The sequence below is a fragment of the Halobaculum magnesiiphilum genome (assembly GCF_019823105.1).
GTDB classification, from domain to species: domain Archaea; phylum Halobacteriota; class Halobacteria; order Halobacteriales; family Haloferacaceae; genus Halobaculum; species Halobaculum magnesiiphilum.
In genome coordinates this window covers 1,623,892-1,644,123 of sequence record NZ_CP081958.1, presented here as the reverse complement: position 1 = coordinate 1,644,123, position 20,232 = coordinate 1,623,892, and the positions used below count along the sequence as shown (strand labels likewise).

At 70.6% G+C, this 20,232-nt stretch carries 21 protein-coding genes; 11 read left to right on the top strand and 10 right to left on the bottom strand.

Features of this window, described 5'->3' with window-relative positions:
• Positions 1–261: 261 nt before the first annotated feature.
• A complete protein-coding gene (locus tag K6T50_RS08310; RefSeq protein WP_222606163.1) occupies positions 262–855 on the bottom strand; it encodes a winged helix-turn-helix domain-containing protein in 594 nt (197 codons plus the stop codon).
• Positions 856–1,072: 217 nt separating this feature from the next.
• Here K6T50_RS08310 and K6T50_RS08305 point away from each other — a divergent pair, with 217 nt between their 5' ends.
• From K6T50_RS08305 to K6T50_RS08280, 6 genes are all read left to right on the top strand, one after another.
• Complete coding sequence (locus tag K6T50_RS08305) at positions 1,073–1,612, top strand: hypothetical protein (RefSeq protein WP_222606162.1); 540 nt, start codon at positions 1,073–1,075, stop codon at positions 1,610–1,612.
• Positions 1,613–1,617: 5 nt separating this feature from the next.
• The gene (locus tag K6T50_RS08300) at positions 1,618–1,965 is read left to right on the top strand and encodes a hypothetical protein (RefSeq protein ID WP_222606161.1); all 348 of its coding nucleotides are present in this window, start codon (positions 1,618–1,620) and stop codon (positions 1,963–1,965) included.
• A gap of 356 nt (positions 1,966–2,321) precedes the next feature.
• Positions 2,322–2,933, top strand: a complete 612-nt coding sequence (locus K6T50_RS08295) for a hypothetical protein (RefSeq protein ID WP_222606160.1) — start codon at positions 2,322–2,324, stop codon at positions 2,931–2,933.
• Positions 2,934–3,033: 100 nt separating this feature from the next.
• Complete coding sequence (locus tag K6T50_RS08290; protein WP_222606159.1) at positions 3,034–3,903, top strand: DNA adenine methylase; 870 nt, start codon at positions 3,034–3,036, stop codon at positions 3,901–3,903.
• Between the two features lie 90 nt (positions 3,904–3,993).
• Complete coding sequence (locus K6T50_RS08285; RefSeq protein ID WP_222606158.1) at positions 3,994–4,737, top strand: DNA polymerase sliding clamp; 744 nt, start codon at positions 3,994–3,996, stop codon at positions 4,735–4,737.
• A 37-nt stretch (positions 4,738–4,774) separates the two neighbouring features.
• Positions 4,775–5,395: an HAD family hydrolase gene (locus K6T50_RS08280; protein WP_222606157.1), complete on the top strand. Its 621-nt coding sequence runs from the start codon at positions 4,775–4,777 to the stop codon at positions 5,393–5,395.
• 23 nt (positions 5,396–5,418) lie between these two features.
• Here the strand turns inward: K6T50_RS08280 and K6T50_RS08275 are convergent, their stop codons facing one another.
• Both K6T50_RS08275 and K6T50_RS08270 read right to left on the bottom strand, forming a co-directional pair.
• Positions 5,419–5,817: a hypothetical protein gene (locus K6T50_RS08275; RefSeq protein ID WP_222606156.1), complete on the bottom strand. Its 399-nt coding sequence runs from the start codon at positions 5,815–5,817 to the stop codon at positions 5,419–5,421.
• Positions 5,818–5,926: 109 nt separating this feature from the next.
• Complete coding sequence (locus K6T50_RS08270; RefSeq protein WP_225935410.1) at positions 5,927–7,222, bottom strand: MFS transporter; 1,296 nt, start codon at positions 7,220–7,222, stop codon at positions 5,927–5,929.
• Between the two features lie 283 nt (positions 7,223–7,505).
• Here K6T50_RS08270 and K6T50_RS08265 point away from each other — a divergent pair, with 283 nt between their 5' ends.
• A complete protein-coding gene (locus K6T50_RS08265) occupies positions 7,506–8,258 on the top strand; it encodes a DUF7979 domain-containing protein (protein ID WP_222606154.1) in 753 nt (250 codons plus the stop codon).
• Between the two features lie 42 nt (positions 8,259–8,300).
• Here the strand turns inward: K6T50_RS08265 and K6T50_RS08260 are convergent, their stop codons facing one another.
• Together K6T50_RS08260 and K6T50_RS08255 are read right to left on the bottom strand one after the other, a co-directional pair.
• On the bottom strand, positions 8,301–8,888 hold the full coding sequence (locus tag K6T50_RS08260) for a DUF7474 family protein (protein WP_222606153.1): 588 nt from the start codon (positions 8,886–8,888) through the stop codon (positions 8,301–8,303).
• Positions 8,889–8,976: 88 nt separating this feature from the next.
• Entirely contained in the window at positions 8,977–11,760 is a 2,784-nt protein-coding gene (locus K6T50_RS08255; protein WP_222606152.1) for a hybrid sensor histidine kinase/response regulator, read from the bottom strand.
• A 150-nt stretch (positions 11,761–11,910) separates the two neighbouring features.
• Here K6T50_RS08255 and K6T50_RS08250 point away from each other — a divergent pair, with 150 nt between their 5' ends.
• Together K6T50_RS08250 and K6T50_RS08245 are read left to right on the top strand one after the other, a co-directional pair.
• Positions 11,911–12,375 carry a universal stress protein gene (locus K6T50_RS08250; protein ID WP_222606151.1) on the top strand — a complete coding sequence of 155 codons (465 nt, stop codon included), beginning with the start codon at positions 11,911–11,913 and terminating at the stop codon, positions 12,373–12,375.
• 295 nt (positions 12,376–12,670) lie between these two features.
• A complete protein-coding gene (locus tag K6T50_RS08245; RefSeq protein WP_222606150.1) occupies positions 12,671–13,882 on the top strand; it encodes a DHH family phosphoesterase in 1,212 nt (403 codons plus the stop codon).
• A 235-nt stretch (positions 13,883–14,117) separates the two neighbouring features.
• On the opposite strand, the gene K6T50_RS08240 is transcribed toward K6T50_RS08245, so the two are convergent.
• From K6T50_RS08240 to K6T50_RS08220, 5 genes are all read right to left on the bottom strand, one after another.
• Positions 14,118–14,624 (bottom strand): DUF5807 family protein, encoded by a 507-nt coding sequence (locus K6T50_RS08240; RefSeq protein ID WP_222606149.1) that lies wholly within the window; start codon positions 14,622–14,624, stop codon positions 14,118–14,120.
• 69 nt (positions 14,625–14,693) lie between these two features.
• Positions 14,694–15,140: a DUF7112 family protein gene (locus tag K6T50_RS08235; RefSeq protein WP_222606148.1), complete on the bottom strand. Its 447-nt coding sequence runs from the start codon at positions 15,138–15,140 to the stop codon at positions 14,694–14,696.
• Positions 15,141–15,164: 24 nt separating this feature from the next.
• The gene (locus K6T50_RS08230; protein WP_222606147.1) at positions 15,165–15,635 is read right to left on the bottom strand and encodes a 30S ribosomal protein S6e; all 471 of its coding nucleotides are present in this window, start codon (positions 15,633–15,635) and stop codon (positions 15,165–15,167) included.
• 489 nt (positions 15,636–16,124) lie between these two features.
• Entirely contained in the window at positions 16,125–16,979 is an 855-nt protein-coding gene (locus K6T50_RS08225; RefSeq protein ID WP_222606146.1) for a hypothetical protein, read from the bottom strand.
• 113 nt (positions 16,980–17,092) lie between these two features.
• Entirely contained in the window at positions 17,093–18,028 is a 936-nt protein-coding gene (locus K6T50_RS08220) for a DUF8155 domain-containing protein (RefSeq protein ID WP_222606145.1), read from the bottom strand.
• A gap of 139 nt (positions 18,029–18,167) precedes the next feature.
• On the opposite strand from K6T50_RS08220, the gene K6T50_RS08215 reads away from it, so the two are divergent.
• Positions 18,168–18,812 carry a lipoate--protein ligase family protein gene (locus K6T50_RS08215; RefSeq protein ID WP_222608865.1) on the top strand — a complete coding sequence of 215 codons (645 nt, stop codon included), beginning with the start codon at positions 18,168–18,170 and terminating at the stop codon, positions 18,810–18,812.
• 39 nt (positions 18,813–18,851) lie between these two features.
• The gene (locus tag K6T50_RS08210) at positions 18,852–20,174 is read left to right on the top strand and encodes a dihydroorotase (RefSeq protein WP_222606144.1); all 1,323 of its coding nucleotides are present in this window, start codon (positions 18,852–18,854) and stop codon (positions 20,172–20,174) included.
• Positions 20,175–20,232 lie beyond the last annotated feature (58 nt).

Below are 20,232 nucleotides of genomic sequence, written 5' to 3'. Positions count from 1 at the left end.
TCGACGCGAACGTGCCGTCTTGTTGGACGATCTCGCCGTCGATCTCGTTCACAGGGTCTTCACTCATGACTGTGGTTCCAGAAGTTCAGGTACCCGCGAGCAACGTGGCGGCGGCAGCGACTGCGATCTCCTTGAGGTAAAAGAGGAGCGGCGTCTGAACGTGGACGATGAACCACTTCCCGCCCCGCTTCACGTAGGGCGACGACTTCTCGACCGCACGCCCCGCGGTGTTCTTCTAGTTATGTAGTCCAGTTGCTGTACTCATTTCTCGAGTTCAAGTAACCGCTCGAGCCCCAAGTCCCGAACCTCGCGGATGTGGGCAACCATCTCGTTCTCGGTGTTGATCTGGTACATTGGGCCGCCCCCGACCTCGCGCGTCTTGACGACGACGTCCATCTCACACAGGTCGTCAATGTTCTCGTAAACGGTACTCCGGGCAACATCGCCAATATCAGCGATGTCGCTCACGTTCAGATCGCGGTCATGCTCGCTCAGAAGTGCCGAGATAATCTTCACCTTGCCAGACGAACCAAACACGTGGACGAGTGGTGCGTTTTCCGGGTATGATTCGTCATTCTCCCGCCCATCGCTCTTAAATTCGGTCGACATCACACTACGATGTTGTAATGGCGCGATATATAGTAGTTGGGTAAACTCACGCCTCTGTTGGATTTCACAACAAGTATTAAGTAGAGGGGCGTTCTGTATCCTCTCGTGACCGGCCGGCAGATACACACCAAGGTCATCCAGAAGCTCCTCTACCAACGCCGCTTTGCGGCGAACCCCGTTTCGCCTACCGCTGTCACTGACTGGTTTCCAGCAGGTGAGAGGGAACGGGTCGAGCGTGAGATCCAACGGATGGCCTCCGACCCAGATGCTCCGCTCCGACCAGTACAGGACGGCCCACGAGTCTGCTTATCGAGCCTCCAAGAGGTACTGCGCTACCTCGACAGGCATGACGCGGACATTCCCTCCGGGCTCGACGTGTTCGTCACCTCCCCTCCCGTGAATGAGTCACGAGTTTAGCATCATCCGCGAGGAGAACGGCCACCAGCCCAGCGTCGACGATCAAGTGACCGTCGCCCAGTTCCTCTACGCCGAGGGCATCACCTCCAAGGACGAGGCCCTGAAGGAGAACGAGATCGAGGAGCTGCTTGAGAAGCGAGGCATCGAGCTGGAGTACAAGCTCCGGACGTGCCTCGATAACCTCCGCGACATTCCGGTGATCGTGGGACGCTTCCCGCCCGGATCGAAGTACGTCCCCATCAGCGAGCGTCGGGACGAGGTCATCTTCGATGAGGTTGAGGAGACCGTTCGTCATGACCGCGCCGCGCTAATCGAACACATCCACGACGACGACCCCGACGACGAGGACGAACTCCTGCTGACTGCGGACGGCCGGGGTGTCACCGTTCGAGAGGTGATTGCCGCCGACGCCGACATAGACCCCGAGCGGGTCGAGGAGTTCCTACACAGCGGCAGCCGGGATACCCAGCGTGAGCGCCTCAACGACGCCATCGACGCGATCCTCGACGCCGACGAGGTGGAAAAGCGCGACACGTACGGCAAGGTTGTGTTCCGGCACAAGGCCTACCGCTACCACCTCATCTGAACACGATGGGTCTCTCGAATCTCCTCCGGAAAGCGGTCGGGGACTACCGCCACAACAAGGCCGCCGCGTTCGCGCACGGCGTACGGGTGCTGACGACCTTCATCACCGGAGCGGTCACCGGGCTGGCCGTCCTCGCGTACCTCGGGGTCATCCGGCCGTTCCAGCTGCTCCTCGGGGCTGGATATGCGGCCATCATCGTCGTGGCCGATTACGCGCTCGTCAGCGACCTCGCGATGGGGCTCCGGTTCGTTGCCCCTGACCTACTTGGCTTCCTCAGCCTCTCTACGCTCGTGAGTCTCGTGACAGCTGTCGGCGCCCTCTCTATCGCATGGCGCTGGGATCGAGCTCGATAGATCGGCGAGGACAGCCTGTCACCCCCTCCGTAGCGACATGGTCGCGAAAATGGTCGCTCGGTGATTATCTACGCGACGAATTAGTCACATATGAAAACAAGAGTACTCTGATCTAATCAGTAGGCACAACAGGCCGAGACGAATAGTTGTAGTAGTCGTCCTTGCGAGCCATGGTCAGTTACCCGTCCGTTTCGTGTGGACGCGGGTAACTCGTTCGCTCGGCGGGCACGCGAACCGAGCGGAGCCGGTCGGAGGCGACGGGATCGGGAGGAACCGGGAGAAACCGAACGAGATCGAGCGGCTCGCGTCGACCCGAACCGAAACGCCCAGGGAGATCCCGGGGACTGCGTCACGGTATGTCCGCCTCGATCGCGTCGACGTACTCCGCGGCGTTCGCGCCGGAGCTGTTCGTCCTCCTGTGCGGGCTGGCGGCCGTCGGCTACGAGTTACGACGGTCGGACGGGCGGTCGAGTCGGCGGTCGTGGGCGGCGGTCGCCGCCCGGCTGGGCGTACTCGGGTTCGGCTGGGCCGTCGCGTTCGCGGTCTATCAAGGGATCCCAGTGCTCCTCGCGACCGCGCCTGCGTGGACGACGAACGCCACCGGAAGCGTGGGGCTCGCCGTCGGGCTGCTGGTCATCCGGGGCTGGTGGCGACGCGCCGACTGGGGACCGGTCGTCCCCGAATACGCGCTGTTGCTCGTCGCCGTCACCGTGCCGCATCTCGTGATCACGCCGGTGTGGGACCTGTCGAGCCACGTGCTGTACGCGGTGGTTCCCGCCGGGTTCCTGACGCTCGTCGACCGCCGGGCGGCGCCGCTCGCGCTCGTCGCGCTCGGGATGGTCGTCGCCCGTCCAATCGCGGGCGCCCACACCTGGGCCGAGTCGATCGGCGGGTTGGTCCTCGGCGTCGCGGCGCTGGCGGCGTACGCGTCGGTCGCGGGCGTCGACGCCCCGGGACGGGCCGCGTAGCCTCGGAGACATCCCTGCGCCGGATGCACCACGCGTCCGGGTCGCCGACGCGACGCTTGCCAGCGTTTAAGAACGCCGCCGCGCGAGTGTCGCCAACAGGATGGTCGAGCCGATCCTCAAGTGGGCCGGCGGCAAACGCCAACTCCTCCCGGAGATCACGGGCCGGTTCCCCGTCGAGTTCGAGCGGTACCACGAGCCGTTCGTCGGCGGCGGCGCCGTCTACTTCCACCTCGAACCGGAGGGCGGCTCGATCAACGACCTCAACGACCGGCTGGTGACGCTGTACGAGGTCATCCGCGACCGCGATCCCGAAGCCCTGATCGCGGAGAACAGGTCCCACGAGCACGACGAGGAGTACTACTACGACGCCCGCGACGAGTTCAACGAGCTCCACGAGCTCGACGACAAGACCGCGGACGAACGGCTCCGGGAGGCGTCGCTGTTCGTCTACCTGAACCGCACCTGCTTCAACGGCCTCTACCGCGAGAACAACAGCGGCGAGTTCAACGTCCCCGTCGGCCGCTACGCCAACCCCGACTGGGTGCAGGCCGACCGGATCCGCGCGCTCCACGACGTGTTGCGGGACACGGCGATCCACAACGGGGACTTCGAGTACGTCCGCGAGGAGGCGTCGGAGGGCGACCTCGTCTACTTCGACCCGCCGTACGAGCCGGTGTCGACGACCGCGGACTTCACCGACTACCACGCCGAGGGGTTCGACAGAGACGACCAGCGACGCCTGCGCGACCTCGCGGTCGACCTCGACGCGATGGGCGTCTCGGTCGTCCTCTCGAACTCGCCGCCGGTCGCGGAGCTGTACGAGGACGCCGAGGGGTTCACCGTCCACGTCGTGGAGGCGACGCGGGCGATCAACAGCGACGCCGACAACCGCGGCGAGGTCGCGGAGGTGCTGATCACGAACGTCCCCGAGGCCCGCCAGCGACGGACGACGCTGTCGACGTTCGAGTGAGGTGCTGGGGGACGCCGCGGCGTCCGCGGGCCGAACGCGGGCGACCCGAACCGCGGGTATTTTTATGGGCACACCCGTACCCCGCGATATATGTTCAAGGCCATCGTGAGTGCGTCTACCCTCCGCGACGCGCTCGACTCGGTGAGCGTGCTGGTCGACGAGTGCAAGATCCGGCTCAACGAGGACGAACTCGCGATCCGCGCCGTCGACCCGGCCAACGTCGGCATGGTCGATCTCACGCTCGAGGCCGCCGCGTTCGAATCCTACGAGGCCGACGGAGGGGTCATCGGGGTCAACCTCAACCGCCTGGAGGACATCGCCGGGATGGCGAACTCGGGCGACCTCGTCCAGCTAGAGCTCGACGAGGAGACCCGCAAGCTCCACATCCAGATCGACGGCCTGAGCTACACGCTCGCGCTCATCGACCCCGACTCCATCCGCCAGGAGCCGGACATCCCGGACCTGGACCTTCCGGCGGAGATCGTCGTCGAGGGCGCCCAGATCGCCCGCGGGATCACCGCCGCCGACATGGTGAGCGACCACATCCGCCTGCGCGTCGACGAGGCCGAGGAGGCGTTCTTCATCGAGGCGGAGGGCGACACCGACGACGTGGACCTCCGGCTCGACCGCGAGGACCTCATCGACCTGCAGGCCGGCCCGGCCGACTCGCTGTTCAGCCTCGATTACCTCAAGGACATGAACAAGGCCATCCCGAAGGACGCGGAGGTCCGGGTCGAACTCGGCGAGGAGTTCCCGGTGAAGCTGCACTACGAGTTCGGCGAGGGCATGGGACAGGTAACCTACATGCTCGCGCCGCGCATCCAGAGCGACTGACGCCCAGACGGACCAACTCCGCTCACCGAACGCTCCCGTGACCGTCGACACCGCCATCTGGTTCGACCTCGACGGCACGCTCCTGCGGTTTCCCGAGTACGGCGCGGTCGTGGCGCGCGCCTGCGGCGCCGTCGGCGTCGACGCCGTCGACGACTTCCGGGAGGCCTACGACGACGCGTTCTTCGATCACCTCGACGCGCTCGATCCCGAGCCGTACCGCCGCGCGGCCGCCGCCGGGCTCGCGGCGGTCGGCAGCGACGCCGCCGCCCCCGAGTTCGTCGCCGCGCTGCGGGACGCCGAGTACGACGCGATGCCGGCGCCCCCCGCCGTCCGGGAGACGCTCGCGGGGCTCGCGGGCGAGGAGGACGTCGCCGTCGGCGTCTGCACGAACGGCGTGAGCGACTGGCAACGGGGGAAGCTCCGCGCGGCCGGCCTCGCGGAGTACGTCGACGCGACCGTCGTCAGCGACGAGGCGGGCGCGCACAAGCCCGACCCCGCGCCGTTCGAGCGCGCCGAGGCGGCGATCGACGCGACCCGCCGGGTGATGATCGGCGACGGCGAGGACGCGGACGTGGCGGGCGCCCGCGAGCGCGGCTGGGAGGCGGTTCACGTCGAGGGTCCCGCGGACGTGCCGGAGGCCGTCGACTCTGTTCGATAGCCGACGCGGGAGTCACCAGAAACTCATCCTCGGTCGCGTTCCCGAGCGACCGGGTTCGATCCGGACGGCCCGGCCCGACCCGCGTCGCCCGTCCGGTCGCCACACCCGCCGACGAGCGCGGCGCTCGCGAGACAGGCGGCCGCGGGCGCGAACGCGAAGCCGACGGTCGCCGCGGCGACGGCCGCGACCGCGCTCGCCGCCGCCGCCGCGCGCCACAGCAGCCCGCCGCGGTCCGTCCACGCGGCGCCGGCTCCGACGACCGCGGCGGCGACGGCGCCGACGGCGAGCAGCGCCGCGAAGGGGTCGCCGATCGCCCGCGCCGACGGGAACGCGAGGGCGGCGCCGACCGCGACGGCCGCCGCGAGCGCGCTCAAGGATCGACTCACCGTCCGCTTCGGGGTGGAGGGACGCCCCGTGTGCATACCGGCCACTGGCGCCCCGCCGGCTAATACCCCCGGGGACGTTCCCGGCCGGCTGTGGAGCGCGTCATGGCGTTCGTGCCCGGATCCGTGCCCGGGTCCGCGCGGCCGCTCACCACGCTCCCGCCGGTTCGGTCGCCGCGCCGCGGGCCAGCACCCACACTACCGGAACCAGCAGCACCGCGCCGGCGACGAACGGCGACCAGTACGCCAGCACGTACGCCGCGGCGGCGGCCGGCGGGCCGACGGTCCGGCCGAGGCTCCCGGCGCCCTGCGTGACGCCGAAGGCCGCCCCCTGGGTCTCGTCGCTGGCGCGCTCGGAGACGAGCGTCGACAGCGAGACGTTCAAGGCGCCGTTGCCGAACGACAGCAGCGCGCCCACGGCGAACAGCGCGACAGTCGGTCCGGTCACCAGCGCCCCCGACAGCAGTCCGCTCCCGGGGTCTCCCGCGAGCGGGAGCGCGGCGCCGATCTGTGGGGTGAACGGGAGGAGCCCGAGCGACGCCGCGAGCGCGCTTCCGCCGATTCCCGCCAGCCGGACCGCGCCGAGTCGGCGCTCCAGCGGGCCCACGAGCGCGCCCTGATTGATCGTCCCGAGGACGCCGATGTAGGTGAGGAAGACGGCCGCCGCGGTCGCGTCGTAGCCGTAGAAGTCCGCGGCGAACGGGATGAACATCACCTGGATGCCCGCGAAGGCGACGCTCGCCACGAAGTAGGATGCCACCAGCGGCCGCAACGCGTCGTCGGACAGCGCATCACGGAACTGCGCGACCAGCGACCGACGTGGCGCCTCCGGCGTCCGCGTTCGCTCGGGCTCGCGCAACACGAGCACGGCCGCGCCCGCGGCGAGGAAGGACAGCCCCGCGGCGAGGAAGCTCGGGAGCGTGAACCGCGTCGTCGGGACGAACGCCGGGAGGAGCGCGTCCGCGCCCGCGACGACCTCCTCGCTGGCGGCGAGCCCGCCGAGCGCGGGGCCGAACACGAACCCCAGCGAGAAGGCGGCGCCGACGAGCCCGAGCGCGCCGGCCCGCCGGTCGCGGGGAGTCACGTCGGCGATGTACGCCTGCGCGGCGGAGATGTTGCCGCCGGCGGCGCCGGCGAGCGTCCGCGACAGGAGGAGGGTCGCGACGGCGGCCGCGGTGCCGGCGACGGCGCCGACCTCGGTGGCGAAGCCGAAGACGAGCCAGGCGACGCCCGCCATCGCGACCGAGAAGGCGATCACCGGGCGGCGACCCCGCTCGTCGGAGATCCGCCCGAGCGTCGGCGCCGCGAGGAACTGCGCCAGCGAGTAGGTGGCGGCGATGAGCCCGATGAACACGTCGCTGACGCCGAACGACCGGACGTAGAAGGGGAGGATCGGGATGACGACGCCGAAGCCGAGCAGGTCGAGGAAGACGACGGCGATCACGACCGCGACGGCGCGGCGGGACCCGCCATTGCCACCGTCGGCACCGTCGCCATCGCCATCGCCATCGCCACCGTCAGCGCCGGCGTCGGCATCGACACCGGCGCCGGTACCGTCGCCGCCGTCGCCGCCGTCGCCCCCGTCATCGCCGGCGGCGGCGTGACCGCCGTCACTCCCGGATCGGTCGCGGGACGCGCGCACGGGGGATCGACGGCCGGCGGGGACTTAGCGGTCGTGGTGGGTTCCCACGACAAGACATTTACCGCGCTCGGGCCCACCGCCGACGATGCCCTCCGATCGCGTCGCCGTCGCGGTCGTCCTCGTCGGCCTCCTGTTGGTTCCCGGGCCGGCGTACGCGTTCGCGCTCGACGACCTCGGCGGCGAAGAACGGTACCGAAGCTCCGCGGGCTACTCCGCCGCCGAGATCGACGCCTCGAACGACACGGTGCTGGCGGACCGGTACGCGGCGGACCTCACGTTCCGGCCGTCGAGCTTCGAGTACCGCCACGTTCGCGAGGAGTACCGCGCGCCCAACGAGACCCGCGAGGCGCTCGAAACCGCGATGAGCGACGGCGAAGCGTCCGTCGAGTCGGACGCCGTCGCCGCCGACGTTCGGCGGCTCGAACGGAACTACACGTTCCTGACGGCCGAGTACGACACGTACTACGCGTTTGGCCTCGCGGACGGCGAACTGACGACGACCGCCGCGAACGACTCCGAGATCGCGGCCGCCGTCCGCGAGCGGCTGGTCGCGAACTACAGCGCGCTCCCGCCCGCCGAGCGGCGCACCTTCCGGAAGATCCGGAACGCGACCGTCTCCGAGGAGGCGTACGACTACCGGCCGTGGAGCGACGAGCCCGTGCCGGACGCCCCGATCGTCGAGCGCGACGGGACGTACTACGCCGTCGAGGTCACGTCGCATACGGACGACTTCAACTTCCCCGACGGGCTGTTGCTCGGCCTCGTCGCCGCGGGAGTCGGCGTCGTCGCAGTGCTGGGCGGGGCGGGGACGCTCGTGTACAATCGGTGGCGGTCGTAGCGCCTCCTCGACGCTCGCTCGACCCGGAGAACCCCCTCGAACTCAGCCGTGTCGTTCGATCACGCGCTTTGCCGCCTGCGCCTTCTCCTTCCAACCGTAGCCGGCCTCGTACACGTGGCGCTTGCTGTCGACGAGCTGTTCGGGGCTCGACTCCTCGAAGCCGCCGCGGTCCCACGTCCCCGAGCGGTGGAGCCACTCGATGACGTTCTGGCGCGTCTCCGCCCACGAGAGGCCGACCATCTCGTACCAAGCGATGAGCGCGAATATCGCGTTGTCGTGGCAGCCGGGGTAGCTCCCCTCGCGGTAGATGGTCGCCATCGGCTCGCGCGTCGGCTCGGACACCTCCTCGCGGTAGCGCTCGGCGGTGAGCAGTTCGAGGCCGGCGTCGGTCTCCTCGACGCGGCCCTCGCGCCGGAGTACGTCGAGGGCGGCCCGGTGGAGCCCCGACCACTCGTCGTGGACGGCGTGCTGGAGGGCGGACTCGGTGACCGGGCCGTCGACGAGCACAGTCAGGATGTCCGTGTACGCCTGCTCGACGTGGTGCCACTCGGTCCCCTCGAAGTCGCAGCCGGCGTCGTGCAGGCTGTTCGTGGTGCGACAGCCGGGACAGGGGTACGCGAACCGGGGCACGAGTATCGTGTGTTGTGTGGGTCGACGGCTTAGGTGTCGTGGTTGTGGCTCGGCGGCCGGCCGCCGGGAGGCCGCCGCGGACACACCGCTACTCGTCGGCCGACGCCACGCCGGTGACCTCGAACCGGGCGCCGCCGTCGCGCCCCTCGGTCGCGCGGATCTCCCAGCCGTGGGCGTCGGCCACCTGTTTGACGATCCGCAGTCCGAAGCCGGTCCCCTCGTTGCTCGTCGAGTAGCCCGCCTCGAACACCGACTCGCGCCGGCCGGCGGGGATCCCGACGCCGTCGTCCTCGACGAAGAACCCGTCGTCCAACTCGCCGACGGTGACGGTGACCCCGTCGCCGCCGTGTTCGACCGCGTTGCGGACGAGGTTCTCGAACAGTTGCCTGAGTCGTCGTTCGTCGGCCAGGATCGCCCCGTCGACCTCGACGGCGAGCGACGCCTCGCCCGTCTCGACGTTCGCCCAGCACTCCCGGACCGTCGCCGCGGGGTCGACGGCCGCGAGATCGGTCGCCGTGTCGTCCTCCCGCGCCAGCGCGAGGAGGTCCTCGATCAGCGCCTCCATCCGGTCGTGCGCGTGCTCGACGGCGTCGAGGTTCTCGCTGTCGCAGTCGTCGCGGGCGAGGTCCAGCCGGCCGGTGGCGACGTTCAGCGGGTTCCGGAGGTCGTGGCTGACGACGGAGACGAACTCCTCAAGCCGCTCGTTTTGCCGCCGGAGCTCGTCGCGGCTCTCGCGGAGCCGACGTTCGCGATCGTGCTCGTCGAGCGCCGTCTCCGCGGCCGTCGTCAAGATCCGCGCGAGGAACTCGTCGGTCGCGTCGAACGCGCCGGGCGTGGTCTCGCCGACGGAGACGGTTCCGTGCGAGCCCAGGGGGAGCAACATGAGGCTCCGGAGCCCGGTCCCCGAGTCGACCGCGCCGGTGTTGGCCTCGATGTCGTCGTACACCCTGACCTCGCCGGCCTCGAAGCTGTCCCAGTTGAGACTGCCGGAGTCGGCGGTGAACGGGCGGCGCTCGGGGATCACGTCCGCGACCGAGTCGGACTCCGCGACCGGAACCAACTCGCCCCTGTCGGGGTCGAAAAACCGCACCACGACGACGCTGAAGCCGAGGATCTCCTCGGCCGCCCCGACGATCCGGTCGGCGATCGCCCCCTCGGAGTCCGCCCGGATGAGTTCCTGCGTCGCGTCGTGCAGCAGTTCGAGCCGGTTCTGGCGCTCCCTGAGCGTCTCCTCGCGGGTCACGCGGTCGAGGGCGGCCTCGAGGTAGTTCGCGAGGATCTCGACGAGGAGGACGTCGGTCTCGGTGAACGCGCCGGCGTTCGTCGACGAGATGATGAACAGGCCGTGATCCTCGACCGGGTGGAACAGGACGCTCTCGGCCGGCGTCTCCTCGGTCACCCGGTCGTGGTCTGACACCGAACGGACGTGCGTCGGCTCGCCGGCCCGAAACGCCTCCCACGCGAAGTGTGACCGGGTCCCCTGAGGTGCGGATCGATCGTACGACGGGGGATCGCCGAACACTTCCTCGACGGAGTCGGCGATCGAGACCGGCTCCAGTCGGTCGCCCGCGTCGTTCAGGAGGTGGACGGAGCTCAACTCGGCCCCGATGATCTCCGCGGCGGCGTCCGTCGACAGCTGCGCCGTCTCCTCGACCGTCCGGGTGTAGTTGAGCGCGCGCGAACGCTCGCGGAGGCGTTCGAGCTTGCGGTCACGACGCTTGCGTTCGGACACGTCGCGACTGCTCACGAGGTACCGATCGGACCCGTCGAGATCGAGCCGCCTGATGTGGATGGTGACGGGGAACGTCGAGCCGTCGCGCCGGGTGTACTCCCCCTCCATTTCCCGCCGGTCGCCGACCGCCATGTCCTCCCAGATCTCGCGTGCGGTGGCGGGATCGAGCGTCCGGTCGATCTCCCACACCTTCATCGAGGTGACCTCCTCCTCGGTGTAGCCCGTCTCCGCGAAGAACTGGGGGTTCGCGTCGAGGACGTTCCCCTCGGCGTCGTGGATGTCGATCATGTCCGGCGACTCCTCGAACAGCGCCTCCAGGCGGGCGGTCGTCTGTTCCAGCCGGTCCTCGCGCTCTTTTCGCTCGGTGACGTCGGTGATGAACCCTTCCAGCGCCTCGAGGGTCCCGTCGTCAGCGTACACGCCGCGGCCCCGCTCCCACATCCACTTCGTGTCCCCGTCGCGCGTCAGGATCCGGTAGGTGACCTCGAACGCGCCGTCGTCCGCGAGCCCCTCCTGGACGGCGTCCCACATGGCATCGCGGTCGTCGGGATGGATGACCTCGTTCCCCCAGTCGACGCGATTCGACTCCAGCTCCGCGGCGGTGTACCCCGTCAGCGCCTCGGCTTCCCCGTCGACGGTCTCCATCGGCCAACTCGGCTCGTTGCGGCAGCGGTAGACGACCCCCGGGAGGTTGCCGATGAGCGTCTCCAGACGCCGCGTCCGCTCGGTCAACATCCGGCGCGACTGGACCGCCTCGACGGCGTTCACGATCCGGTTGGCGAGCAGCGCGTACTGGTCGGTGCCGCCGCCCTTCTGGATGTAGTCGGTCACCCCCGCGGAGATCGCGTCGCTCGCGACCTCCTCGCTCCCCTTCCCGGTGAACAACAGGAACGGGAGGTCCGGATACTCCTCGCGGACCGACCGGAGGAACTCGATCCCGTCCTTGCCCGGCATGTCGTGGTCGGACACGATGCAGTCCATGTCGTGGTCGGCAAGCACCTCCAGCCCCGCCTCGGCGTCGCTCGCGCCGCGGACCTCGATCCGATCGTGTTCGCGTTCGAGGAACGTCGCGACCAACTCGGCGAACTCCGGCTCGTCGTCGACGTGGAGCACCCGTATCGCGTCGAGAGTGTCGGCCATGATGGGGATCTGCTTCTGTCGTCGGAGGCACCGGGGGAACTTAAGCGGTGGCCGTCGGCGTACCGATGTTGAGAACCCCGTCGTCGGCCGGCGCTCGCGGACGCCGGGGAGCGCGGAGTTTTAAGCACGCGCCCGAGGAACGTCCGGGTAATGCCCGGGTTCGACACCATCGTCGTCGCCACCGACGGCTCCGACAGCGTCTCGCGTGCCGTCGCGGTCGCGCTCGATCTGGCCGAGCGGTTCGACGCCGCGGTCCACGCGCTGTACGTCGTCGACAGCGGCGAGGTCGACTCCTCGCCGGAGGCGGTGCGCGAGCAGATGCGCAACGCCCTCCAGGAGCGCGGCGGCGAGGCCATCGTCGACGTGCAAAAGCGCGCCGACCGCGACGTGACCGCCGTCGTCCGCGAGGGCCGCCCCGCCAACGAGATCGCCGACTACGCCCGCGAGATCGACGCCGACCTGGTCGCCACCGGCACCCGCGGGCGCCACGGCGAGAACCGGTTCCTCATCGGCTCGGTCGCCGAGCGCGTCGTCCGCACCTGCCCCGTCCCGGTGCTCACGGTCCGACAGCTGGCCGGCGAGAACGGCGACGGCTACGGCGGCGCGCCGGTCTGACGCGCGGCGGCCCCCGCTCCCCGCGACCCGGCACCGGTTCGGCGGGTACGTGGCACGGGACCGCGCCGCTGACTCCCCGCGGGCTCGCGTCGCTCACGGCTCACTTCGTTCACCGTTCGCTGCCGCGGTCTCACATTCGTTCGACCGCGTACGCTCGCCGTTCGCGTTCTCGTGGCCTCACTGCGTTCGGCCACGCACTGCTCGCGGGTCGTCCCTCCCCGCTCGCCATCGCGGGCTCGCGTCGCTCGCCCGCGCACACCACCGCTGTTTTGCCCCCGCGTCGCGACCCCCGGATATGGACGACGAACTCATCGAAAGCGACACCCTCCCGCTGGACCGCAAGTCGCGACTCCCCGGGACGGGCTTCTTCTACCCGGATTCGCTGGACGAGGATCGGGCCGAGGAACGCGCGAAGGAGGCCGTCGAGGGCGCCGAGGCGGTCGTGATCACCGACTCCGACGCCGACGGGCTCGGCTGCGTCGCGCTGATCCGTGAGGTGTACGACGCCGCCCTCGACCCGGCGCCGTTCGAGGAGCGCCGCCGCGCGAAGCTCGACGGCACCTACGAGGAGGAATACGGCGAGGAGGCCGACGACGAGGTGGATGACCGCGCCGAATCGTCGGTCGCGCTGCTGCCCTCCGGCCCACACTCCTTCGAGGAGGACCTCGAATACGCCGCCGAGTATCTGGAGGAGGGAACCGACGTGTTCGTCTGCGACATCTGCCCCGACGCCTTCGAGTACATCGCCGAGGACCTCCGGGCGATCGTCCGCCGCGCCGACTCCGTCCGCTGGTTCGACCACCACCAGTGGGACGAGGAGCTGGCGGCGTCGGTCCGCGAGCTGGGGATCGATCTGGTCGTCGGCGAGAGCGACGAGGAGTGCTCGACGGACGTGACGCTCCGCTCGCTCGAGTACGACTTCGACGAGCGGTTCACGGAGTTGGCGGCGGTCACCCGCGACCACGACCTCTGGCTGAAGGAGGACGACAGGTCCGACGACCTGGCCGACTTCGCCTACTGGACCGGCGGCGAGGAGTACGCCGCGGTCGTCGGCGCCTACGGCGTCGACCTGCCGCCGGTCGTCGTGGAGTACGTCGAACAGCGCCGCGTCGAGAAGGGGCTGCTCATCGAGAAGGCGGTCGACCGCGCCGTCGAACACGAGGTCGGCGAGTGGTCGGTCGGCGTCACCTACGGCCGGTGCTCGCAGAACGAGGTCGCCGACGCCCTGCGCGAGCAGGGGATGGACGCCGCGGTGATCGTCAAGCCCTCCGGCTCGGCGTCGATCCGCGGCTCCGAGGACTTCGAACGTTGTCACGAGGTGGCCGGGCAGGTGAACGGCGGCGGCCACCCGAAGGCCGCCGGCTGCATGCCCGACATCTACGACGACATGCTCGATTACGGCCACCACTGGACCACCGAGGGCGCGACCGCCAAGCGCGTCATCCTTCGGGCGTTCGAGTCGCTCGCCGAGGAGGAGACGGAGGCGGCGGATACGGACGCGGAGTAACCGGAGGAGCAGACCGTAGCGTTCGTTCCCGGCCGCTCGACCGGAGCCCCTTTGTACGCGCGGCCGCTCCGATAGGAGGACGGCACGGTCAGGCGGCACCTTTCACCCAGGTGGGTCACCCCGCCGCGGGTATCGTCGACTGACCTACCCCGTCGCTCTACACTCGTGAGCGACGGGTATCGACGGCGCGCTGCAACGCTCCGCTCCTCGAAGCCGGTTCCTCCGGCGACCTGCTCTATTCCTCGACGGCCGGCTCCTCGCTGTACTCGCCCATGAGCCACTTGTGGGAGTAGTCGGTGCCACAGGCGCAGTGGGCGTACGCGTGCATCACGTCGCCCTCGGCGTACAGGCCGCCGACCTCCTCGTTTCGTTCCTCGGCGAACGCGAAGACGAACTCCGCGCGGTGGTCCGCCTCGGGCTCCTCGGCCGCGTCGGGGCACTCGCCGCCGCCGAGGTCGGGGTAGATGACGCCGTCGCGGGCCATCGCGCCCTTCGAGAACTGCATCGGGTCCATGCCGGTGCCGGCGGCGAACGCCTTGCGGCCGTCGTCGCCGGGGACGACGAGGACGACCCCCTCGTCGACGGCCTGACCCATGTTGGCGATCTTCCCCTGCTCGTCGAGGTGGTCGTGCGTGAGGTAGATGGCGACGTCGTCGAGGCGTTCGCCCGCGAGGAACTCCGCGAGCTTCCCGTCGTCGGCGTCGATGCCCGCCTCGGCGTCGTCGTCGGCGTCGTCGGTCATACCCCGGAATCGGCGCGCGAGTCGTATAAGGTCGTCCGTCGCGGGTCGGCGACCGTCCTCCCGCCCGGCTCAGTTGTCGTCGTACAGCGAGTCGGCGAAGTCCTGCAACCCCTTGTCGGGGCGCTTCGTCACGGTGTAGACGGCGCGCTCGCCGGGGACGCGCAGGCCGTAGAGGTAGCCGGGGTCGACCTCGTCCAACTCGACCGCGTCGCCGGGATCGCGGTCGTGCTCGCGGGCCCACTCCACGAGACGGTTCTCGGCGTCGCCGCCGGCGGTGCCGGCCTCTCGCATGCGCTTGCGATCGTCGTAGGCGCCGCGCACGAGCAGGCCCTTGGCGTCGCTCGTTACCGTCGCGTGGCGCTGGTCGCCGTCGAGGACGAGCCGGATCTCCTCGCCGGCCGAGAGGGCGGCCTCCTCGGGGATCCGCAGGCAGGGGAGGCGTGTGCCGCCCGAGCGCGCGAGGCGGGCGCGGTGACTGGTGACCTCGGCGGCGTCGCTGGCGAGTCTGTCGCTCATGGGCGGTAGAAGGGAATGTCCGCGTTACTCCTCGTCGTCTTCGTCGGCTTCCTCGGCTTCGTCGTCCGCTTCGGCGTCGGCGTCCTCAGTCTCAGCTTCCTCGGTTTCGGCCTCCTCGTCGTCGGCCTCCTCCTCGCCGAGCGCCTGGGCGATGGAGCCCTCGACGCGGGCGTTGATCTGGACGGTCTCCTCGGAGACCTGGCGGCCGCGGACGGTGACGCGCTTGCGCTCGCCGTCGCGCGAGGGCTTGTAGCCGACGCCGCCCTCAAGGAGGAGTTCCTTCAGCTCGCCGCCGGGGACGTCCTCACGCATCGGGCGGCCGGCCTTGTCGGAGCCGCCGGTCAGCGTCAGGTCGACGCCGTCGATGCCGACGGCCGCGCCGTCGACCTCGTCGCCGAGTTCCCGGCCGAGGAATCGGTTCGCGTCCTGTCCGTCCACGTCGAACTGCCGCGTGTCGCCGGCGTCGTCGCCCACGACGATCTTGAATTCAGCCATTACGGGGTCATGCTCGGCGGTGAGAGAAAAGACCGTCGAAAGCGTGGCCGAGAACCGAAGGTTCGAGGCCACGGCCGTGTGCGGCGAGGTCTTGGGGCCGAGCCGCAGAGGAACGAAAGCGTGGTCCGAGGCCGTGAGGCCGAGGACCACGGGAAACGGCGGCGCGCTCGTGGGCGCGCCGCCTACAGAGAAAGCGTGGTCGAGCGAGCGTAGCGAACGAGGCCACGGCTAGCGGCGTTCACAAATCGCTCTGCGATTTGTGAGCTCACGAGACCGCAGGTCTCGTGAACAGCGGGGTCCTCGTGCCGAGCCGCAGAGGAAGGACCACGGCTAACGGCGGCGCACTCGTGGGCGGGCCGCTCATAAAACGTTCGTCCCGGTCCGCGAGCCAGGACTCCCACCGTCCGAGTCGCTACCGAGCGACCGCCACCGCGCCCGTTCGTGGCCGGAGCGGCACCAGAACCGCTCCGCCGTCCCCCGCGGTCTCGTTCACTCCGTTCGCTCGACTGCGCCGGCGTCGACGACGGCGCTCGGCGCTCCACGATACGTCCCGACGCCGGTCGTCTCCTCGCCGTCCACGGCGACCCAGCCGGGCCCGTCGCCGGTCGCGACGACCCGGGTCGACTGCCGGTAGGAGTTGCCCGTCCAGCCGCCGGCGAACCAGTCGTTTCGGCCCTCGTAGGTGACGAGCACGTCGACGGTCGCGTTCTCGGGGGCGTCATACGAGAGGTACATTCGGGTACCGAACCGCCGGCAGCCGGCCTCCTCGCCGGTCAGCTCGTCGCAGGGAACTTCGGTCGCGTTCAGTCGCGGCCGCAACACCGGCCCCGAGTCGGCCGGCGAGCGCGTGTCGATCGGCTCCTCGAACGCCAACTCGACGCTCACGAGGTAGGAGTCGAGCGTCCGGATCGGCGTCCGTCCCGGCGCGACCGTCGGCGTCGCCGTCCCCGGAGCGGCGGTCGTGCCGTCGGGGTCGACGGTGCGCGGCGGCGGGCGCTCGACGTAGTTCGGCGCCAGCTCCGGGAACGACAGCGCCAGCATCGGGCCGTACGCGGTGTCCTCGACCGCGAACGACCACCCGGGCGGCGCGTCGACGACGCCCGGCGACCCGGAGACGAGCGCGTCGCCGGCGGGGCTGCTCCCGTTCTCGACCGGCAGCGGGAGGTACAGCGTGACGTCCGTCAGCGTCGCGTCCGGCTGGAGGTACGCCCGGTACTCGGCCGTGTGGCTGTACGACTCGGGGACCGGGCGCGTGAACTGCCAGAACCCGAACGCGAGGACCGCCGCCGCGACGAGGAGCACGACCAGCCCCGCGGCGACGGCGATCCGGAGGCGACGGTTCATCAGGACGACCGGTCGCCTCGTGTCATTAAAACGTCACCGCTGCGGGCGGCGAGGCCGTCCTCATCCGCGCGACGGTCGACGCGAGCGGGGGCGACCGCGACCACGCTCGCGACTCACCCGAGACGGACCGGATCGTCGTCGGGGACGATCTCCACGCGGACCGCGTCGCCGACGGCGAACTGCGGATCGCCGGCGTCGGGCCGCGTGACGAGCTTCGCGCCGCCGGCGTCCGAGCCACGCGAGGCGAACAGCGACAGGCCCGTGATCCGCTCGCCGTTCGCCAGCACGGCCACGTCGGCCCAGTCGATGTGCCGGCCGTCGCGCTCGCCGACCTCAGCGTCGAGCAGCGAGACCGGGCCGTCGACGGCGTCGCCCGTGTCGCCCGCGTCGTCGGCACCCGCGCCCGGAACGCCGCCGCCGGAGTAGTGCGCGAGGCCGCCGTCGAGCGGTCGGCCGTCGTCGTCGGCGACCGCGGTGAAGTCGTCTGTCGCGAGGTCGCCGGGGCGGGTCGGCGCGTCCAGCACCGCGTAGGAGTCGCCCGTCTCGACGACGGTGCCCGTGCCGTCCCACGGCAGCGGCGTCACCTCGCAGTCGGCGACCAGCGGGAGCGACCCCGACGCGCGGTAGGGGTTCTTCCCCTGATCGCGGAACTCCAGGTGAACGTGGTTGTCGACCCACCGGCCGAAGAAGCCCGAGCGGACCATCTCGCCGAGGGGGTCGCCGACGGTCACCTCGTCGCCCGCCTCCACCGCGGGATCGACGTGGAGTACGCGCGCGATTCGGTCGCCCGCGTCGATCACGATGAGGTGGTCGCGGTCGACGGCGTACTCGCGGTCCGGACAGCCGACCGTTCGGGTGTCGAGCACCTCGCCGGCGACGGGCGAGGCGCCGACGTTCGAGGCCGGGTACAGGTCGACGGCGCACGCGCGGTCGTGAGCCGGATACGGCGAGTTGTACAGGGAGAACTTCCGGTAGCGCGCGAGCAGCGACCCGGGGAGAACCACGGGCTCCGGTTCCGCCCGCCCGTCGTCCGCCACCGGCTCGTTCATACCCGTCGCAGGCGACGCAAACGCTTAGGCGACCCGACTCCGAGCGACGGGCGTGACGACCAGCGACGGTTCGGGGTGCGTTCGTGTGTACCGCGGCCGCCGCGAGTCTCGCGAGGCCGACCGCGACGCCACCGCCACGATGCTCGCCGCGGCCGGGAAGTCCGGCGTCCCCGCGGTTCGCGTGTGGGCGCCGGGGCGCTCGCTCGCGTTCGGGCGCCGCGACGCCCACGCGGACGGCTACGACCGGGCGAAGTCCGTCGCCCGCGAACACGGGTTCCCGCCGGTCGAGCGCTCGGTCGGCGGCCGCGCGGTCGCGTACGCCGAGTCGACGCTGGCGTTCGCGCACGCGATCCCCCTCGACGACGCCCGCACGGGTCTGAACGACCGCTACGAGTCGGCGGTCGCGACCGTCCTCGCGGCCCTCCGCGACGCCGGCGCCGACGTGGATCGCGGGGAGCCGCCCGCCTCCTACTGCCCGGGCGACTACTCCGTCCGCGTCGCCGGCGGCGGCAAGGTCGCCGGCGTCGCCCAGCGCGTCCGGCAGGACGCCGCGCTCGTCTCCGGCTGCGTCACGGTCGCCGAGCGCGGGCCGATCCGGGCGGTCCTTCGCCCCGTCTACGAGGCGCTCGACGTTCCCTTCGACCCCCATTCGGTCGGCTCCGTCGCGCGAGCCGGCGGCCCCGCCGACCCCGAGACGGTCCGGGAGGCGCTCGAATCCGGGTTCGTCGGCGACAGAGCGGCCGACGTGCGCGACGTGGCGAGCCTCCCGGCGAGCGACGACTGATCCGCCGAACTTACGCCCGCCGCCCGCGCATCGCCGCCAATGACCACGCTGTTCACGAACGCCACGCTCGCGGACGGCCGCGTCCGCGACGTGCTCGTCGAAGGCGAGACGATCGCCCGCGTCGCCGACGCCGGCACGCTCGACACCGCGGACGCCGACGCCGACGAGACCGTCGACTGCGACGGGTACCACTTGCTTCCGGGCGCCATCGACGCGCACGTCCACTTCCGCGAGCCCGGCTTCGCACACAAGGAGGACTGGCACACCGGGTCGCGGTCTGCGGCCGCCGGGGGCGTCACGACGGTCGTCGACCAGCCGAACACCGATCCGCCGACCGTCACGGGCGAGGCCGTCGACGAGAAGGCCACGCTGGCCGGGAAGTCGCTCGTCGACTTCGGGATCAACGGCGGTGTGACGGAAGAGTGGGCCCCCGACTCGCTGTTCGAGCGGCCGATCTTCGCGCTCGGCGAGGTGTTCCTCGCCGACTCCACCGGCGACATGGGTATCGAGGCGGACCTGTTCGCCGACGCGGTCGCCCGCGCGGCCGCCGAGGACACCGTCGTCACGGTCCACGCCGAGGACGCCGGCCTGTTCGACCGGGCGGCCCTGGAGGGCGCGGGCGACGGAACCGGCCGCGACGCCGACGTGGACGCCTGGAGCGCCTTCCGCACCGCCGAGGCGGAGGCCGCGGCCGTCGATCGCGCCCTGGAAGTCGGTGCCGATTCCGAGGCTGCCATTCACATCGCCCACACCTCGACGCCGGAGGGAATCGACGCCGCAGGCGCCGCGGGCGCGACCTGCGAGGTGACGCCCCACCACCTGTTCCTCTCGCGCGAAAACCTCGACGACCTCGGCACCTTCGGCCGGATGAACCCGCCGCTGCGCAGCGAGCAGCGCCGGGAAGCCGTCTTCGAGCGCGTCGCCGACGGCACCGTCGACATCGTCGCCACCGACCACGCCCCGCACACCCGCGCGGAGAAGGACGCGACCGTCCGGGACGCCCCGTCGGGCGTGCCCGGCGTCGAGACGATGCTCCCGCTGCTCCTGCAGGAGGTTCGGACGGGGACTCTCACGCTGGAGCGCGTGCGGGACCTCGTCGCCGCGACCCCCGCCGAGATATTCGACGTGGCGGGCAAGGGCCGCGTCGACGAGGGGAACGACGCCGACCTCGTGCTCGTCGACCTCGACGACGCCCGCGAGATCCGCGGCGACGACCTCCACTCGAAGTGCGGGTGGACGCCGTTCGAGGGCCGCGAGGCCGTCTTCCCGGAACTGACGCTCGTGCGCGGCCACGTCGCCTACGACGCCCGCGGCGACGGCGAACGCTTCGGCGACGCCGTCGGCGAGAACGTCCGGGCGTAAGCGCGGGTCGACTGCCGCGCCCGCGCTTACGCCGCCGGCGACCGGCGCCCGGCGCGCC

Coding starts and splice junctions, on each gene's coding strand:
- K6T50_RS08215 (WP_222608865.1), top strand. CDS start 18,168: ATGCTCGCCGCGGCCGGGAAGTCCGGCGTCCCCGCGGTTCGCGTGTGG.
- K6T50_RS08240 (WP_222606149.1), bottom strand. CDS start 14,624: ATGACCGACGACGCCGACGACGACGCCGAGGCGGGCATCGACGCCGAC.
- K6T50_RS08285 (WP_222606158.1), top strand. CDS start 3,994: ATGTTCAAGGCCATCGTGAGTGCGTCTACCCTCCGCGACGCGCTCGAC.
- K6T50_RS08245 (WP_222606150.1), top strand. CDS start 12,671: ATGGACGACGAACTCATCGAAAGCGACACCCTCCCGCTGGACCGCAAG.
- K6T50_RS08290 (WP_222606159.1), top strand. CDS start 3,034: ATGGTCGAGCCGATCCTCAAGTGGGCCGGCGGCAAACGCCAACTCCTC.
- K6T50_RS08275 (WP_222606156.1), bottom strand. CDS start 5,817: ATGCACACGGGGCGTCCCTCCACCCCGAAGCGGACGGTGAGTCGATCC.
- K6T50_RS08255 (WP_222606152.1), bottom strand. CDS start 11,760: ATGGCCGACACTCTCGACGCGATACGGGTGCTCCACGTCGACGACGAG.
- K6T50_RS08295 (WP_222606160.1), top strand. CDS start 2,322: ATGTCCGCCTCGATCGCGTCGACGTACTCCGCGGCGTTCGCGCCGGAG.
- K6T50_RS08250 (WP_222606151.1), top strand. CDS start 11,911: ATGCCCGGGTTCGACACCATCGTCGTCGCCACCGACGGCTCCGACAGC.
- K6T50_RS08225 (WP_222606146.1), bottom strand. CDS start 16,979: ATGAACCGTCGCCTCCGGATCGCCGTCGCCGCGGGGCTGGTCGTGCTC.
- K6T50_RS08300 (WP_222606161.1), top strand. CDS start 1,618: ATGGGTCTCTCGAATCTCCTCCGGAAAGCGGTCGGGGACTACCGCCAC.
- K6T50_RS08220 (WP_222606145.1), bottom strand. CDS start 18,028: ATGAACGAGCCGGTGGCGGACGACGGGCGGGCGGAACCGGAGCCCGTG.
- K6T50_RS08210 (WP_222606144.1), top strand. CDS start 18,852: ATGACCACGCTGTTCACGAACGCCACGCTCGCGGACGGCCGCGTCCGC.
- K6T50_RS08230 (WP_222606147.1), bottom strand. CDS start 15,635: ATGGCTGAATTCAAGATCGTCGTGGGCGACGACGCCGGCGACACGCGG.
- K6T50_RS08265 (WP_222606154.1), top strand. CDS start 7,506: ATGCCCTCCGATCGCGTCGCCGTCGCGGTCGTCCTCGTCGGCCTCCTG.
- K6T50_RS08235 (WP_222606148.1), bottom strand. CDS start 15,140: ATGAGCGACAGACTCGCCAGCGACGCCGCCGAGGTCACCAGTCACCGC.